11 protein-coding genes are annotated in these 18567 nt (G+C 42.7%); all 11 read right to left on the bottom strand.

Features of this window, described 5'->3' with window-relative positions; all coding sequences use genetic code 11:
• Positions 1-5 precede the first annotated feature (5 nt).
• The 11 genes from BMX56_RS22260 to BMX56_RS22310 all read right to left on the bottom strand — a co-directional run bounded on the left by BMX56_RS22260 (position 6) and on the right by BMX56_RS22310 (position 18353).
• A complete protein-coding gene (locus BMX56_RS22260) occupies positions 6-1556 on the bottom strand; it encodes a right-handed parallel beta-helix repeat-containing protein (RefSeq protein WP_090651901.1) in 1551 nt (516 codons plus the stop codon).
• Positions 1557-1786: 230 nt separating this feature from the next.
• Positions 1787-3100, bottom strand: a complete 1314-nt coding sequence (locus BMX56_RS22265) for an IPT/TIG domain-containing protein (RefSeq protein ID WP_090651902.1) — start codon at positions 3098-3100, stop codon at positions 1787-1789.
• A gap of 95 nt (positions 3101-3195) precedes the next feature.
• Positions 3196-5031: a RagB/SusD family nutrient uptake outer membrane protein gene (locus tag BMX56_RS22270; protein ID WP_090651903.1), complete on the bottom strand. Its 1836-nt coding sequence runs from the start codon at positions 5029-5031 to the stop codon at positions 3196-3198.
• A gap of 46 nt (positions 5032-5077) precedes the next feature.
• The gene (locus tag BMX56_RS22275) at positions 5078-8428 is read right to left on the bottom strand and encodes a TonB-dependent receptor (RefSeq protein WP_218152469.1); all 3351 of its coding nucleotides are present in this window, start codon (positions 8426-8428) and stop codon (positions 5078-5080) included.
• A gap of 196 nt (positions 8429-8624) precedes the next feature.
• The gene (locus tag BMX56_RS22280) at positions 8625-9803 is read right to left on the bottom strand and encodes a FecR family protein (protein WP_090651905.1); all 1179 of its coding nucleotides are present in this window, start codon (positions 9801-9803) and stop codon (positions 8625-8627) included.
• A 151-nt stretch (positions 9804-9954) separates the two neighbouring features.
• Positions 9955-10542, bottom strand: a complete 588-nt coding sequence (locus BMX56_RS22285; RefSeq protein ID WP_090651906.1) for an RNA polymerase sigma-70 factor — start codon at positions 10540-10542, stop codon at positions 9955-9957.
• 165 nt (positions 10543-10707) lie between these two features.
• Complete coding sequence (locus BMX56_RS22290; protein ID WP_090651907.1) at positions 10708-12456, bottom strand: DUF4091 domain-containing protein; 1749 nt, start codon at positions 12454-12456, stop codon at positions 10708-10710.
• A complete protein-coding gene (locus BMX56_RS22295) occupies positions 12419-13147 on the bottom strand; it encodes a carbohydrate-binding family 9-like protein (protein ID WP_090651908.1) in 729 nt (242 codons plus the stop codon). The genes BMX56_RS22290 and BMX56_RS22295 overlap by 38 nt, the downstream gene beginning before the upstream one ends.
• Positions 13144-14289, bottom strand: a complete 1146-nt coding sequence (locus BMX56_RS22300; RefSeq protein WP_090651909.1) for a phosphotransferase enzyme family protein — start codon at positions 14287-14289, stop codon at positions 13144-13146. Before BMX56_RS22300 ends, BMX56_RS22295 begins: the two co-directional genes overlap by 4 nt.
• Positions 14290-15158: 869 nt before the next feature.
• Positions 15159-16244: a substrate-binding domain-containing protein gene (locus tag BMX56_RS22305; RefSeq protein WP_090651910.1), complete on the bottom strand. Its 1086-nt coding sequence runs from the start codon at positions 16242-16244 to the stop codon at positions 15159-15161.
• Positions 16245-16592: 348 nt separating this feature from the next.
• Positions 16593-18353: an SGNH/GDSL hydrolase family protein gene (locus tag BMX56_RS22310; RefSeq protein WP_090652046.1), complete on the bottom strand. Its 1761-nt coding sequence runs from the start codon at positions 18351-18353 to the stop codon at positions 16593-16595.
• Positions 18354-18567: the final 214 nt, after the last annotated feature.

Genomic DNA, 18567 nt, shown 5'->3' on the forward strand with positions numbered 1-18567 from the left:
AACCTTTACTGCTGCGCACCCTTGCTTATTTTGTTGTTCACAATCCGCGTATTGCCGTCAATATCTGTCGTCCCGTTGATATCGGCTGAAATTACCTGGCCCGAATTTTTTGCAGGGGATGATGACTGTATATGCAAATCAGGCTGCGAAGTACTCTGTAATAACGGGTTGGCGCCATTTATTGAACTGGCATCGCTGCCGGTGGCGGTCTTCCACGCATTAAAATCGGTATATGGTGTACCGTTGGTACTATTCCAGATCCATTGCGGCGTGCCTGTGGTATAGTACAAATTGTTATCAATTATATTATTGCTCCCAGTTGAAGTATACTTGTGGATAAATACATCAACCGGCCTTGCATACACAATATTGTTTTTTATTACGTTGTTGTCGCAATGCTCCGTGAGCCTTATCTCGCCTTCAATCTCACCAAATGCACCCACAACACGATCATTTTGATACAGCGTATTGTTTACCACATAGCAGTCTTTAGTTCCGCCGGATGTATAGTTTAAATAATCGCCCATGTATATGCCTGTACGATAGCAGTTGTATACAAAGTTGTTTCGCACAATGGTGGTTTTGGTGGCATATACATTGCTTTCGCTTACCAACCCTATCCCACGATCGCTGTTATATACTTTATTACGCTCTATAATGGTGTTAGCGCCGCCGCAAACGTAAATTGATATGGCGCCATACCGGTCGGGGCCCCAAATTTCCGGCGTTTTGATCATGGAGTTATCGTGAAACTCATTATCGCTTATTACCCCGTTACGGGCGTAATTGGTAGCAACTGCCCCATTTTTATTAAGGTTATCGCCACCGGCAATAATTATCCCTATGTTTTCAGTATCGTATACTTTATTATGGCTAAAAACAAAGCCGTCTATATTACCTGCCAACGTTACGTTTTCGCTTGTACCGGTCTGTGTATCATGTACGGTACATCCGGTGATAACCAGGTTGGTAATAGCCGTAGTTCCGTTACCTATTACCAGTATAGCATGAGCGCTTCGCCAATCGGCTAATGACGCGTTGCTTTTTATGTTATAGATATTGCAGTTTTTGATGGTGATGTCGCGCGAATCGCCGTTAATGGCTATCCCCTCCGGATCAGTATTAAAAGTTGCACTTGTAAAATTGCAGATATCGAAACCCTCCAATGATATATACTTTACATTGCTTAGGGTAATTAATGAGATCCAGCCCGAAACTATTATTTTGCTTCCGTCTATTACAGTTTTTTCTCCGGGATACGCCTTTACCGTAATTACCTTATTCATTATTCCCGATTTCGGAAACACCACTTTATCGTAATAAGTGCCCCCCCTAACCATAACTGTATCACCAGGCACGGCACGGCTTAATGCAGTATTGATGGTTTGAAAAGGCGAACTAATTGTGCCTGGATTAGCGTCGGAACCATTAGCTGATACGTAATAAACGTGAGTACTGCTCAAGGGTACTACATTGCTGCCGGCAGTTTTTTTACTGCAAGCCAGCGTTTGTACAGCCAAAACAGATACTAACAAAATATTGATACAAAATTTCATTGCGGTTTTTTAATTAAGAAATGTGTGCTGCTTTTTGCTTCCTGATAAATAAAGCTGTAAAGTATAGCCCCTGCAGCAGTTAGGTGTCTGCTACGGGGCACTATACAAACCAAACAATCATAAACTACTACTCAAATGACTTTCCGAATAATAAAAGGAGTGCTTGTCGGAAACAGATGATCAATGATTTACAGCATTGATTCGGGAAACTATTCAGCGTGCTGATTGCATTATTCTGAAACTATTTTCCTTATTCTGTTATTATTTTTATCCAGCACATACACTGTTCCGTTTTTGTCGACAGCGACACCTGTTGGCGCACTAAAAAGTGCAAAGCCTCCAATTGCATCGGTATAACCTGCTGTGCTGCTTCCGGCAAAGGTGCTTACGTCAAACGTACCTGCCTGTATATAGCGGATACTTTGGTCCGGATGGCTGATATCGCCATAAACGGTCCCGTTACCTGCAACATATACATTGTTATTATTATCTACAGCGATGCCCCAGGGCAACGAAAACTTTGATACTGCTGGCCCTCCGTTCACATACCCGGCACTCCCCTGCTGCCCGGCAATGATACTGCCTTGCCAGGTGCCGGCGGTGTATTTTTTAATAACGTGGTCTCCGTTCATTGATACGTATAGATTACCGGTTTTATCAAACTTGATGCCTGCGGGATAATTGAGGCCTGATATAACTTCTTTAGCAGTCCATTGAGCCGATACCTGGTAAATGTTTCCCGGGCTGGAGCAGCTTGAATAATAAACATAGCCGGTAGTTTTATCAACAGCCACACTCCAGGGCGATTGGTTTCCCCAGGCCCAGGTAGTAGCTGTACCGTCGGGAGATATTTTACGGATGTCCCAATTCCCGGGATCGACAGAATATACGTTGCCCTGGGCGTCAACAGCCACATCATAAGGCAAAGAAAAAGTTGCGGCTGTGCCTTTTCCATCAGAATAACCAGAAACTCCCGGATTACCGGCCAGCGTTGTAACGTTTCCGCCGGTATCAATTTTCCGGATACAGTGATTCCCGGGATCGGCAACATAAACGTTCAGGTTATCGTCAACAGCTACGCCACAACTCCTGTACCAGCCCTGGCCATTAAAATCAAACTGGGCATCCGCTCCCTGGCCATTGGCAAAACCGGCTTTACCCGACCCGGCCAGGGTAGTTACAGTCCTGGTGTATTGATAAGTAAAGTTAGTTGTGCTTGTAGCGGTTCCTTTACCTATAGTTACAACAATAGGTCCGCTGCCTGCTTTTTTGGGTACTACTACCATCATTTGTGTGGTATTGGCGCCAATAATCTTCAGCTTTACACCATTCAGGGTAACAGCAATTTGCGAAGTGTCTGTTGAAAAATTTGTACCATTAATCAATACTTCTGTGCCGCCGCCGCCCTGCGCCGGGATAAAGCTATTGATGCTAATTGGCGAATTGGCATTATGCGCGGGAGCTTTATCTTTTTTACAACTTATAAAAGCCAGCATTATAAAAACCCCGCCGGCAAGTAAGTATTGATTTATACTTTTTGCCATTATGTTTATGAATGTCTTCATTTGAATAATTACTCTTTAATTATTTATTTTTTTATACACCTTTTATTGCCTTTTGGGCAAATAAAAACACACATTTACCAACCGGGATTTTGTACTAATGCCCTATCGCGGTCTAACTGGTACTGGGAAATTGGGAACAGGTACATTTTATTGTTCCATACTCTTTTTTGGAAAAGCGTTTTGTTATAAAAAGCTCCAAACGAAAATCCCTGGCCCTGATCGTCGGTATTTACATTTAGTCCATAAATGGTTTGGTTTTCGTCGGCACCCAATGATAGCCTTCTTATCAAGGTATAGTATCTGTCGCTTTCAAAGCACAACTCTACCTGCCTTTCCCTCAAAATGTATTTGCGCATCAAATCTTTGTTTCCTATAGCACCTGGGTAAACAGTTTCTATACCGGGCAAGCCAGCCCTGCTCCTGATCTGGTCAAGGTAAATCACAATATTTTGATTAGCCGGATCGTACTCATTTAAAGCCTCAACATAATCCAGCAAAATTTCGGCATACCTTATCAATATAAAAGGGCGGTAATTGGCAGTCCACTGCCTTATGTTATCAGCAGGGCTTACATTTTTCAACACATCATACCCGGTGATATTATTACTGGCACCACTTGCCTTTGCACCCGCCTTGCCATTATAATAAAACTCGGCACGGCCTGTTCCATCAATATTTTCGGTTGAGGAATAATAGTTTTTATCATCAACAGTTGGTGCAGGTAATACCGGGCGGCCGTTATATTGAATGTAAGCGTAAAACCGTGGTTCGCGGTTGGCGTACATATTCCACTGCCCCTTCTTGTGTTCCCAGTACTTTGCGCCATTACTTTGCACAAAATTGCTTGCAACATACCCAGACTGTGGGTCGTCAATGGTTCTGCCATTATTCATGTAAAATGCGTCCACAATGTTTTGGGTAGCATTATACATGCTATAACCTCCGGCTCCCGGTGTTACGCATTTTGTATATCCCGCGTAATTCCATGAATTTCTCGAAAATATAATTTCGCTGTTCCAGTTGGTAATGAATAGATCTCTTACCGACAGGTAAGGATCAAACACGGTTCCGCCATTGTCAAGATTGGTAAACAATTTATAGGAGCCAAGGTCAATTACGGCTTTGGCGGCATCCGCAGCTACTTTCCATTTATTAGCGTCATATGCTGTTGGTGCCAGCTGCTTACCATCCTGGTTTTTAAAAGACGCAAAGGCCGAATTACCATTCCATAACGGACTGGCTGCCAGCAAAGCAATTTGTGCTTTTACCGCAAGGCAGCTGCCTTTTGTTGGCCGGCCATAGTTACTTGTTGTGCCCCATTCGGCAGGTAAGCCCGCCGCGGCCTGGTCCATCAATTGGTTAACATAATCCTTACATTCATCAAAAGATGATCTTGGGTATTTATTGAAGTCATCATTTAAGCTTATTGCCTCAGTTACTTTTACAACCGGTCCGTATTGTTTTATCAGCTGCCAGTAAAACCAACCGCGTAAAAAACGGGACTCTGCTTTATATTGATTTTTTAACGTTACGCTTAACTGGCTCAGCGGGACCCTGTCAATATTAGCTTCAAAAATAAATGACGACCGTATTCCCCTGTAATAGTTATCCCAGTTGTCAAAATAAGCATTTACCGGACTCCAGTTGCCCGCAACCATCTGCCGTACATTTGTACCCGGGATAGATACAGATGATTCATCACTTGCTCCCATGGCGCTAAAATCGCCTCCATCAGTCTCAACAATATATCCATATATATTGTACAGGTATGATTCGGCATTGGCCCGGGTGCTCCAAATCAGATCAGATGTCAGCAGGTTATCGGGTTTTTTATTGAGATAATTACAGGACGATAAACTGGCACTCAGGAACCATACCCCAACCGCCATAATTAGTATATTTTTTTTCATTGGAAAAACTTTAAATACTTTTAAAATTGATTTAAATCCATTATTTCTAAAACGCAGCCCTTAATCCAAAAGCAAGTATTCTTACCGGTGGATAGCCCGCGCCATTAGAGCCGAGTTCGGGGTCCCAAAGTTTAAATTTGGAGAATGTTAACAGGTTTTGGCCTGTTAAATAAAGGTAAATCGAGTTAACACCCGCATTTGTAAGAAACTGTGGACTAAGCGTATAACCTAATGTTGCCTGTTTTAAACGAACAAAACTCGCATCTTTAGACCACCAGGTACTTGGCTGATAGTTGTTACTATTTTGGTTGGAAATACCTAATCGTGGATAATCTACATTTTGGCTGGGGTTTTCAACTGTCCACCTGCTTTCAAGATTAGCAAGCATACCTGATGGATATGTACCCATACCCGTAAACGGCACAATACCCGCACCACCGGCACCTGCGCCGGTTATGGCCGAACCATTGGCCATTATAATTACATTGGAGGTTCCCTGGAAGAAGAGCGAGAGATCGAACTTTTTATAACCAACCGTAAAGCCGGCGCCGTATAATATAGTAGGTATATCAGATTTACCGGTGTATACCTTATCAAAGCTATTTATTACACCGTCGTTATTTACGTCTTTATATTTAATATCGCCAGGCCTTAAAATTGCTCCAAACTGACCCGGGCTTTTATCAACATCTTCCTGGGATGTAAACAACCCTTCGGCAACGTACATCAAATTATCGCCATACTTGCGCCCTGTTGACTGCTGATAAGCGTACAGCTGTTTAGGTTCGTCTTTTTGTACAATTTTATTATTGTTATAAGTAAAGTTACCATACAGACGAAGGGATACTTTACCTATATTGTCGTTATATTCAACGTTGCCTTCAATACCATGGTTGTTCATTTCGCCCAAATTGGCAAATACGGCCCCGCTTACACCCAATATTCCCGACAGTGAACTGCGTTGAACAAGGATATTGGTCCTTCTTTCTTTATAAGCGTCAATTGTAATGTTCAGTTTGTTAAACAGCCCTATTTCTAACCCGATATTATCTTTGGTTGCCTTCTCCCACGTAAGGTTCTCTACCCCAATTACGGTTTCGGTAGTGCCGCCATATACAGTTCCGTTTAATCCTAAACCCACAGATCCGCCGCTGCCATATTGATTGATGTAGGGGAACCTGGTGATGCCATAGGCAGAGCCAATCTGATCGTTACCTACAAGGCCATGTGAGCCTCTTATTTTAAGTAAATTAAATGTCTTTGAAAGCCCCTTAAAAAAAGGCTCTCTTGAAATTACCCAGCCGCCTGAAACGGAGGGGAAAAAGCCGAATTTTTTACCTGCTTCAAAATTTTCTGAACCTGTATAACCGGCATCAAACTCCAGCAAATATCTGTCGGCGTATGCATAAGTTACCCTGCCCGCCAGGCCCTGGTTATTATAAGGAATAGAGCCAATAACGCTCCCGGCCGAACTAACCACCCTCGACCTCATGTTATATAAAAACAATGCGCCGACATGGTGTTTACCAAAAGCCCGGTCGTAATTAACGTTTGTTTCCAGGTACATTGTTTTTTCCGCAGAGGACGATTGTGTATACCCCAAAAACTGGCTTCCGTACCGCGATTGGCCAAATACCAGATTACCCTGCGGATCTCTTGATGTGGCTAAAAAAAGGTCATTGGTTCCGGTCCGGCCATTATCATTTTCGCTATAAGAATCGAACGAAAACCTGGCCATAGCGCTTAAACCGTCTGTAACGGCATCCAATTTTTGGTTAATAGAAAAAACAGACTGGATGGTAGGGCGAAACTCGCTGGAATAGCCTGAGTTTTGAATATCATTTACCGGGTTTGAACCTCCGTTGTTAAACGGACCTGCCCATATGCCCCCCGGATATTGTATCGGGAATGCATTAGGCGGTGTTAAATACGATTCATACCAGATACTTGATGCCGATAAGCCGGGATAACGGCTGCTCACCAGCATCGCATCCAGGTTCATCGACAATAAGGTGGTTTTACTTAAATCAATATCAAGATTTGATCGGAAATCGTACCTTTTAAAGTTAAGATTGGGGTTGTAGCCATTTTGCTTGGTAACTTTATAACTCCCGTCCTGATCATAAAAAGAAGCAGAAACATAATACCTTACAGCTGATGCACCACCGCTCACATTCAGGTTGGTATTATAGCCTGGGGCCCAATCCTTATAAACAGATTTTATCCAGTTAACATTAGGGTACAGGTATGGGTCTAAGCCGCTTGCCGTTTTTTGAATAGTTTCTTCAGAATAGGCAGGCAGGTTACCGTCATTTGTAGTTGCCTCGTTGTGCAGCCTCATCCATGATACAGCATCCAGCATTTTTGGCGTTTTAGTGAGGCCCGACATGCTCATTTCGCTTTTTAAGGAAATTTTAGGCTTACCTGCAACACCTCTTTTGGTAGTAATAATCAAAACGCCGTTGGCGCCTTTGGCACCATAAACTGCCGTTGACGAAGCATCTTTTAACAAAGAAATACTTTGAATATCCTCAGGATCGATGTTGTTATAAGCTCCTCCATAAGTGCTGTTTACATCATCGCGCTGCACACCATCTATAATAATAAGCGGGTTTGAATTACCTGTAAAAGTACCTATACCCCGGATGGTAAATGATGCGTTATCGTAGCCGGGCTCTCCGCTTCGCTGCATAGATATAACCCCGGCAACTTTACCCGCCAACGCGTTAGATAGTGAGCGGTTTGGAGTAGTCACATCGGCAACGCTCACTGTTGTTACAGCCCCTGTTATGGTCAGCTTTTTTTGTTTACCATAACCTACAACCACAACTTCATTTATGCCCTTGGTATCGTCAAGTAATTGAACAGTAAGGGATGATGTTGCCCCGGTAACCGTAATTTCTTTAGTTATAAAACCTGCAAATGAAATAACAAGCACGTTATTAACATCGGCATCGATAGTAAACCGGCCCTCGCTATTAGTTACTACACCTTTGCCGGTACCCTTAATACGCACGCTTGCACCTGGCAAAGTAAGCCCCTTTGAATCGGTAACAACACCCGAAACTTTTATAACGGGTGTTGACTGAGACGGCGTTTCAAAAGGTTTAGGTTTGATAATAATTGTTTGCTCGCTTATACTATAAACAAACGGCTGACCTTTAAATGTCAGTTTTAATACTTCCTCTAATTCGGTATTCAGAACACTAATACTTACAGGGTTAGCCTGCTTAATCAATTTTGAATTATAGAAAAAATCATATCCGCATTGTTCCCTGATTTCTTTAAGAACTTTTTCTAATGGGGCGTTTTTTTCTGATAATGTAATTTTTTGCGCGTAACCTGAAGCACTTGCCTGAAGTATGGTTGCTACCAACAGTATGATGGATAGTTTCATAATCAACAAAGCTTTATTTTTTATACAGGGGACCCTGCATAAACTTATTTCATAACATTTCATACATTTGAACTTGTTTGGGTTTAAGGTGTAATTGGACTACGAATTTAGTTTCATGGTAAGCCCTAACTTTTTAGTCGGGAGTGTTCGAGCACTTCCGGCTTATTTTTAGGTTACCTTAATGTGGGGGTAATTATCACGGCATAATGATAACTCTCCTTCCTTCAATTTTAGTTTTAATATTTCCTGTCTGTTCAATAATCTTCAAAGCCTGGGCTAAGTCCCTTGATCGGGAAACCATCCCCCCAAATCTTAAATTATCTACGTTGGCGGCGTATTCTACGTCAACATTATACCAGCGGGCAAACTTGCTCATAATGCTTTTCAGGTCTTCATCAACAAAAAGGAAATAGCCATTTTTCCAGGCCACCACCTCTTCTGTATTTACCTCTTGCACAGATAATGAGCTATTTAAGTAACTGATATTGGATTGCTCGCCCGGTTTCAGCAATTTTGATCGGTTTGATTTGGTGGATAATACCTTAACAGAACCTTCTAATAAGGTAGTTTTAACCGAAGTGTCATCGATGTACGAACTGATGTTAAAATGCGTACCTAAAACCTCAACCACCTGGTTGTTACTCACAACCCTGAATGGTTTTTTAGCATTTTTAGCAACCTCAAAATAAGCCTCGCCTGCTAATTGAACGCTGCGGATGTTACCATTAAAATTTGTTGGGTACTTTAGCGAAGAACCTGCATTTAGCCAAACTTTTGAACCATCCGGTAAATCAACCTGGTACTGTCCGCCCTTTGGCGTTTCGATGGTGTTGTAGGCTATTGGGCCAGATGTGGCTGAATTGGATGATGTATTTTCGACAGTGTAAACCAATTGGCCATTAGCCGCTTTGGCTACTTTTACGCCGGATTGTTTGGCCAATTCGCCGGTGGCGGCATCATCTAAAATAATTTTCGAACCGTTAGCTAAAGTTAATAAGGCTTTATTGCCTCCGGGGGCAATAGTGTTTTTAATTGGCTGTGTTTTGTTTTTAGTTGATAAAAAAGAATTGTCATTTTTTAAATAAAAGAACAATGAAGCGGAAACACCCAGTAACAAGGTTACGGATGCTGCTATAAACCACCTCCTCATAAAAAAAACCTTTTTTGATGAAGATTCGCGCGCTTTTATCTCTGATAATACTTTACTGTAAAGCTCAACCCTGGCTGTATTTTCATCACCCATTTCAAGCTCATCCCATTTCAACTCATTTTTTTGGAGTGTGCTGTAATAGCTTAACAATAGTTCTTCCTCTTCGGCCGTAGCCTGGTTTGAAAGGTATTTGTTTATTAAGTTCAGCAGTATTTCTTTTTCCATTTGGCGTTAATTATATGTAAGTACCCTAACACAGCAGGTACCCCCAAAGAAATTTCAAATATTTCTATATCATTAACAAATCATGAAGTTTTGGGAATTTATTAAGGGAGAATGTTAAGAAAAGAGTCTGGACAAAATCTGCAAAAAAGGATCAAAACCACCGTATGCATAACATAACGGCGGCTATGCAAACAAAATCGCCCAGTGTTTTACGTAAACGGCCCAAGGCTACAGTTAGTTGATTTTCAACCGTTTTTGGCGCTATCCCAAGCCGTTCGGCAATTTGTTTGGTTGATAAATGCTCCTTACGGCTCATGATAAATATTTGCCGGCACTTTTCGGGCAATTCGGCAACGCCCTGATCCAGCAAACGGTTAATATCTTTTTCAGACAGCAGATCCTCGCCGCCGTTATTGCTAAAAAGTTCTTCGAGGTGATTAAAAAGATCTGCCCTTACTTTGCCGGAGCGGATAACATTAAACACCTGGTACCTGACAGATGTATATAAATATGCGTTTAAAGAGTTAAGCTGAAGGCTGGCCCGTTTTAACCACAGGTTTACCAATACCTCCTGTGTAACATCCTCAGATACCTGCCTGTCCCTGAGAATATTGTATGCCGATAAGTAGAGTTTTGACCAATATTTATTATAGATGCGTTCAAATGCCGTAAGATCATTCTCCCGGATCAAGGCTATAAGCCGCTCATCTGTCAATATATGGGTCTCAACGCAATTCATTCCGCATGTGAAATTTTAAATTTGGCAACTTTAAGAAAGTGTTTTTATCGTTTTAAATATTAAAATAGTACCTTTTTGTATTGGCACCGAAACCAGCATTTTGTTTAACTCCTCATCAAAAAGTTGTAGAAAAAATTCAAAAAAAATCATTTTTAAACTAAAAACTTACAAGTTATTTAAACTCCTTTGCGCAACATCCAAAACTTCATCCGCACGCTTGCCCTTCAGCTCACCGATGTCAAAACCGCTCAATAGTTTTTTAAGCTGATGTAGTTTGTCTTGTTGGTTGCCCTTTGTAAACTCCCCTTTCAGCACATTAATTTTTTCGTAATCCTGGATGCCTTCAATCAACCGTTCAAAGCGGATAGACGACCGCAGGCCCGGGTAAACCAAATAAGCATCCCCCGATGACCATGACCCAAACCGCGTGTCGCGCAAAGCATCCTTCGTCCAGCAATTGTAGGCCCACCTCAGGTACCCGTCATATCCCTTATAGGCTGCATACCATGCCAGCCAAACAGATTCGGCGGGTGCAGAAAAGGTAAATGTATTGGGATGCCCCTCTGTACAGCAGGTATAGTAAGTAGTGTTAAGCCCCGCCTTTTTGCGTGCAAGCATGGTTGGGCTATCTATTACCTGGTTCGAGGCCACACTGTAATCTGCTAAATCGTTCTCAATTTCGGGATGGTAGTTACCGGCCAGCGAAATTTTAAAATCCTTATCGGCGCTTTTGATTAACGCTATCGCCTTTTGCATATCGGCCATCGATCTTTCGTCCATAGCGATAGTGGTTTTGCCAAACCACCCTTTTTGTTTAAGGTGCCTGGCAAAATCGGTAAGCATGGGGCGCCAGTGGGTATCATATTCCGGCGTACCGGGTTTGGCAATAATGGCGGTGTCTTTCCCCAGTGCTTCGTCGTGATAATAGAATTTCAAATTCCAGGGGATCATGCTATAACAGTTGATAAACTTATCAATCCCCAATGCCATCATAAAACTTACCCATTTATCAAAAACCGTATAGTCATATGTCCAGGAGCCATTTTTGTTCCGGGTCCATTTGATCATAGATCCATAGATATCGTAGGTTTGGCTGTTCCAGGGATCGTGGATAAGTGTGGTAGTGATTGATTTTTGGCCGGCATCAGCCAGCATTTTCATGTAAGGGCGCATAGCATCAAAATGCTGCTTAGACCAGGGTTTTACACCGTACACGCGCGAAACCGAATAGGGATTTTGCCAAAGGTCAAGGTGGAATTTCCAGTTCTTTGGTTCGGGCAGCGTATGGTTAAGTACTTGTATTGTATAATGCAAAATCGCGGGATACTTGCTTTTTCCATCTTTAACTTTCACGTAGCCGCTATAAGTACCTTCAACCGCATTGCCCGGAACTTTAATGCTCAGCCAAACAGGCCGGGTAGTATTTTTAGCAACCGGCAGGTATTTTACGTTATCAATTACATCCTCAACCAATGACGAATCATGACCGGCCTTAATACCGCAGCCCCCGCCTTCCTCATTCAGGCCATCGGCCATCACGTAACGTACAAAGTTGGCACTGATATTTTTTACCGGAATTTGATGCCCTTTACCATCATCAAGCTTGCTCCATTCAAAACTCAGCTGTTGCAAGTTACGGGTAACCCACACCAGGAATTGGGTATGCACTTTTTCGCCTTTCCATGCTTTGGCCCGCCAGTGGGTTTGCAAGGGCGATATAGCGGGTGCATCACGTTTATCGTAACGGATATCAGCCGAAGCAAAACTTACATAAACACCCGGTTTCAACACGTTCCAGCTTTGTTGCTGAACCGGTTTAGCGTCCGGGAGTTCCTGGTAGTACCCGCCGGTTTTTGATTGCGCCGAAACAAGGGCGCTATATAACAGCAGCAGTACAGTAATTTTCAGTTTCATGCTTACGTTGTTTTTGCTTTGAAGTGGCTAAATATCCCTGTTGCTTCCCGAATTTGATTTTGCCAAAAAATTCAGGCAGGTGAAAGTCAGGATCGGCGGATTTAATATGGTTCCAGGTCAAAAAATGGGGGTCGGGCAGGTCATCGCCGCATTTGTAAAAATTGGCCCTGCATTGCCACCCGTCTACTGATTCGAGCGAATGGTAATAAAATGCTTCCAGCGGGATCATCAGGGTAAGTTCCCAGGCTATATTGCCTTCGCCCTGGTTGTTCACCACTTTTAATTGTGCATGGTGCCTTATCATCCTGATAACGGGTTCCGGTAATAATTTGCGATCTTCCCGGTTTGCCCCAAAACCCACCAAACAAGTACCGGCACAGTTAAACTCAAAATTGTAATATTCCTTTTCGTCGCCAAAGGCCACAAAAAATTCTACGCAGCTATCTTTATAAACCGGCTGGTTAGGTTGGCTGTAAACTGCCCTCACCGTTTTTTCGGTTACGTAATACTTTATAAAAATGCAGTCGCTTCCATAAGCTATCGTGAAATTAACATCAGGCTTATATCCGTAACGCGGCCACGGAACCATTCCAATAGTGTTAGTTTGATAGCTATCTAACAAAAAAGACAAGTGGGCTATAGGGCTACTTCTGCTTACATCCCTCAAAAATGGTACTGTGAGTTCTTTCATTTAGTTTCGGAGGCTAATTGTCTGGATGTTTCTGCTACGTTTTGAATTACCTGGTCTAAAAGGTCATATTTTTCTTCCAGCTTTCTGAGCAATTGAAACTGCGCCCTGGTACGCTGCAAATTATGGCCGGCAAAATGCGTTTTGTAATAAACATCGCCCGCTATATAATCAGTCAGGAAACGCACGCCCTGCATGTAAGGGATTAACAAAACCCCCATCGAAAGCGATTTAACTTCCGTATCTGTTAAAAAACCGCCGGCACTTTCAAAATACCCTTGCGCGTAAGCTGTAAACAACGGAATGCTGAGGTCGATTTTGGTAAGGTCTTCCTCATCTTCGGATGCCGTATTGATAATGGTGCGGATAGCATCGCCAAAATCATATGCTACATACCCCGGCATCACAGTATCCAAATCTATCACACACTGCCCATGATCATTGGCATCAAGCAATATGTTATTGAATTTGGTATCGTTGTGTATAATACGCAGGGGCAATTTACCTTCTTTTCCTAAATTGATAATTGTAACCATCTCCTGCGACCTTTCCATCACAAATGTAAGTTCGGGCAACACATCTTTAACCCTGTTTTCCGGGTCGGCCAATACTATTTTATTTAAACTATCAAGCCGCACGGTAATGTCATGAAAACCTTTTATAGTTTCATAAATTAACCCGGCATCCAAATCTGCCAGCAGTAACTGGAATTTACCAAATGCCTTGCCCCCTTCATAGGCTTGCTGTTCGGTTAATACCAGGTCGTAACTTTTGGTATCTTTCAAAAAACAATACATTCTCCAGTAATTTCCTTCCGCGTCGCAAAAAAAGCATTGCCCGTCTTTTGCCAAAACAATGGTAAGCACCTCCTTATCGGGGTTTGACCCTGCTACAAGGGCCAGCTTTTTTTTGAGGTGACCGGTTACCAGCTGAACATTTGCCATCAGGGCAGGCACGTTTTCAAATACATGATGATTGATACGCTGAAGCAGGTAGCCGGGCAATGCAACGTTGGTATTCTTCAAATAAAAGGTATCGTTAATGTGGCCAGATCCATGCGGAACAATAGTTTCGATATTTCCCTCGATGCAAAAATTAGATGCTATTTCAAAAATGTTATAAGCCTTTTTTTCTTCGTTGTTCATTTTAAATTAATCTTCAAATCCTATATCGCGTAAACGCGCTACAGCTTCATTTTTATTGAACCCGGCCTGGTAAAACAACCGGGATGTTTTTGTTTCTGCCTGCTAAACGTTGTTAAAATTAACAACTATGGCATCGGGAGCACCGCGACCAAATGAGAACAGGGAATAAAAGTTGCGTACAACAACTATCGGCAGATAGCTGTGACATGCGTAAAATAAATGACTTTACAGGCAGTAGTATGCGCACACATTAAACTACTAAAGTATAGCCACATACAAATATAAAAATATTTGCGTGTTCGCACACATCTTTGTTAATTTTATTTAAAATAATTTACAACATGATAAATGATACAGAAGATATGCGAGATGTTATTTAGGATTGGAAGTTAAATTTGGCCGACTAATGTTTTCATACTTCTAATGAAGCGCATATCCACGCATGATTGCGGGTATAATGAAGGGTGGTCCTGGAAAAAATGGGGATGACGTGTTGGCTTTAGATGCCCACAACCTATAATACGAGCGATAGCGCGGCAATCGCAAGGATGCAAAGCGGATCTGGACAGTTCGCGATTGCTTTGTGCCTATCCATGAGCTGTTTGGTTTTACATAAACATTCACTTAAACGCAGACCACGACTCACCCCGGCTACGCTGCGCTGGCCGACCCTCTCTCCGGCTAAAGCCGCAAAGAGGGTGAAGTTCGATTTTGGTTTTATTGCCCCCGTATGCGACGCAGTCGGAGGGGCAGACGGGCGCAGCCTCGTCGGGGTGAGTCGACTCGCCGACATGCGATATACGTCATTCTTCCTTCAGAATTTCGCAAAATTTTACCACTCAGGATGACAGAAAAATTACATCAGCTTCTTAAATATTCAGATAAATAGTATCCTCATCATCTACATAATAGTTCATGTTTTCTTTCGTCACTATGTCCAGCGGAAGATATTTGATGATGGGGACTTCCTTTTTAAATACAAGATGATCGGTTAGCTGGTAAATGCCCCAGTAGCCCTGGCCCTTTGGGTTTTGGTTAATTAAAAAACTGATTGCTCCTTTATTCAAAAAATGCAAATTGGCGGGCATCAAATCATAGCCTATTATTTTGATATGCTTTATATGGCGTTGCTCCAAATGCCTGGCAATTTCATGCGCCTTAGATGTTGTTACAAAAATACTGGAAATATCGGGCGTGCTATCAATAACATCATCCAACTGCGTTATAAACAACGCCGGGTTCGACCGGTTTAACTCAATCCTTAAAATTTTATACTGGTGCTCCAGGTTATTTTGGGCAAAGTAATTACGGAAACCCTGTTCTTTTTTCAAAAGGTGGGCGGCGTTACTTATCTCTTCGTCAATATGGGCAATCAGGATTGAACAGGGATCGGGCTGGCCGTATTGAATGAGTTTACCAGCCAAAAAACCACTTTGGTATGAGTCCTGGCCAATATAACTTATGGGCTCGCACTCGGCAATTTGGGTATTAAACAATACAAATGGTATTTCGGCCGCTTTCCATTTCTCAAAAAACGGCAAGGTTTCCCGGTAAAATATCGGGGACAGAATGATGCCATCCGGATTATCTTTGGTTAGCTGGTTGGCTTGGGTAATAAATGACTCTACATCATACGGATTAAAAATATATTGCTGAACAACGATGCCATATTGCTTCAGGTCTTTCTCGGCCTTTTCAATTCCGGCTTTTGGGGCGTACCAATAGGAGTCGGTTTTATGATCGGGTATTAAGGCAGCAATCTGGTATATTTTATTAGAACCCAAGGCCCTTGCCATCAAATTGGGCTCATAATCCATCTCTTCGATGATTTTTAATACCTTTTCCTCCACTTTTTTTGATACCCGCCCCCGCTTGTGTAATACGCGGTCAACTGTACCTGTAGAAACTTTCGCTTTTTCGGCAATATCTTTAATGCGTACAATTTTATTCTTCATATTGGCCTTTTGTATAAAAAAGATAGCAAAGGTAATTTAATATAGTTTTATCACATTATCCTGTTATAATTTTGCCGGGGAGATGTGTTGGACGTTTTATACCTCAGCATGACGGTCTTTTATTTTTGTATGTCATTCCACCTTCGTTGTTTCGCGAAATTTTACCACTATCTATGACATATCCCATTTCCCTGTCATCCTGAGGTACGAAGGATCTGTCAGCTGTGCATGACCGATAGAAAAGTTGGCGAATAGATGCTTCGTTCCTCAGCATAACAGTCTTTTATTTTTGTATGTCATTCCCCCTCAGAACTTTGCAAATTTTACAGCTCAGCATAACAGCCTTTTTTATTTAAGGTAAGAAACCAAAGCAACTGCCAGTTTTTGATACCCCACCTCGTTAGGATGCAGGCCATCGCCAAAAAGGGACTCATCAATATTCCCGGCATTATTAAGGAATATCTTTCCCGGGTTAATAAAACGCACACCGGTTTGCGCGGCCAACTTAGCAACAGCTTTATTAAGCGCCCCTACCCTTTTTTCCAGCGCCCTTCGTGGCAACAGGCCTGATAAAAGAATTTGGGTTTGGGGCTGGCGTACTTTTACAGCCTGTACCAATAATCTTAATCCTTCAATTATCTCCTGGTCGTTGTTAATTGAAAGGTTATTGGTGCCTATCATAATCATCACCTTATTGGCTTTAAAACCATCTAATTCCCCGTGATATACTCTCCATAACACATTTTCTACCTGGTCCCAGCCAAAACCAAAGTTTTTTACACCTAAGGGTTGCAGGTATTTGTCCCATGATGTGGCTCCCCTTGCTAAAGGCGCCTTTGGCGTTCCGCCCCAATAATTCAGGATGGAATTACCCAGGAATACAATTTTAGGTGCATCTGTTTTAACAAGCGTTAGTATTTCGTTATGCCTGTTCCGCCAATCGTAATAACCATCCCTGCTTTGCACAACCGGCAGTGTTGTTGAATATGGGCCTGCTGGCTCATTAATAATTACCCGGATGGCTTTTTCATAAGCATCGGCATATTTTTGCATCCCGGCATCATTAGGGTGCACGCCATCAACCGTTGAGTTGATATCAAAAGCAATTTCCTTATTGGTTAACAAATAAATGTTTTTTGCTCCGGCCGCAATCAGCCTGGAGTAAGTTTGGTTGAGCACTTTATTTACCCGGTTATAATCGGTATTCCTGCCCGTATCCAACAGGCCATCTACATTACCCTCGCTATGCTCCACAAGCAGTATAGGCGTTAGCGGATGCTTCTCTTGCAAGCCTTGTATAGATGCCGATAAACGTGTTTCAATCTCCTGGTCGGGAAAGCTGATTAAATTGGGCATACAATCAAGCACATAAATTTTTGCGTCCACCTCGGCCATCAGGTCGATCACTGATTTTTCGAGCCGACCCGACCCGGAAAAACCGAGATTTATGAGCGGGCGGTCAAGCGCGCGCTGTAATAGGGCGGTCCATGCCAAACCGGGCCTTGATGCACAGGCACCCTGGGCAATGGATGTACCATATACCAGCACCGGCTTTTCTTTAGATAAAGACATAAAATTAAGTGTATTGCCGACCGGCACACCTACCTGAAGCCAGGATACTGAATTGTATAGCGGCAAAAAAAGCCTGTACTCATAGCTTCTGCCCGGAAAGGTTTTGCTTACCTGTATGTTTGAAAAGCGATAAGTGATGGTGTCTTTAAAAGTAAAACTACCGGGTGCCAGGCACCATTTCCCATTAGGGTCCAGCGCATACAGGTCAACGCCGCTTACCCCGGTGGCCGGCATGTGCGACATGGCCAAATCGCCCTTTACTTTATAACGGATAACCAGGTTTGGCGCATCTGTTTTAAACTTGATATACAAACCCGCACTACTGTGCGATATGTTCCACACATTGGGGTTAAGGCTTTTTTCGGCACGCGCCGGGAACCTGTCGTAGGTATTTGCAGTTTCTGCCGGCCATGCCTGCCCCTCAATAACCGGGAAGCCGGCGGTAGCTGGGTCGAGCCATTTATAGCTTGCCGTGGTTTGACAAAAGGATGCTGTATTGAAAAAGCAAAAAGTTAATAAAATTACTATCCGTTTCATTTGTATTTTTTTTGCGTTGAGTTGCATTGGAATGTTGAGTTGCATTGGAATAAGGGTTAATTTAAAGCACATATTCGTTTCATCAAATTATGTCATTGCGAGGAACCACCAGCACGATGTATTTTTTATTCCCCTCTCGAGAGGGGGCGGGATGGGGAGTGCGTTGGCAGGGGTGTGTTTTTCCGCGTTTCATTGCGCGTGCATAAACACACCC

The organism is Mucilaginibacter sp. OK283, assembly GCF_900110415.1.
Classification (GTDB): domain Bacteria; phylum Bacteroidota; class Bacteroidia; order Sphingobacteriales; family Sphingobacteriaceae; genus Mucilaginibacter.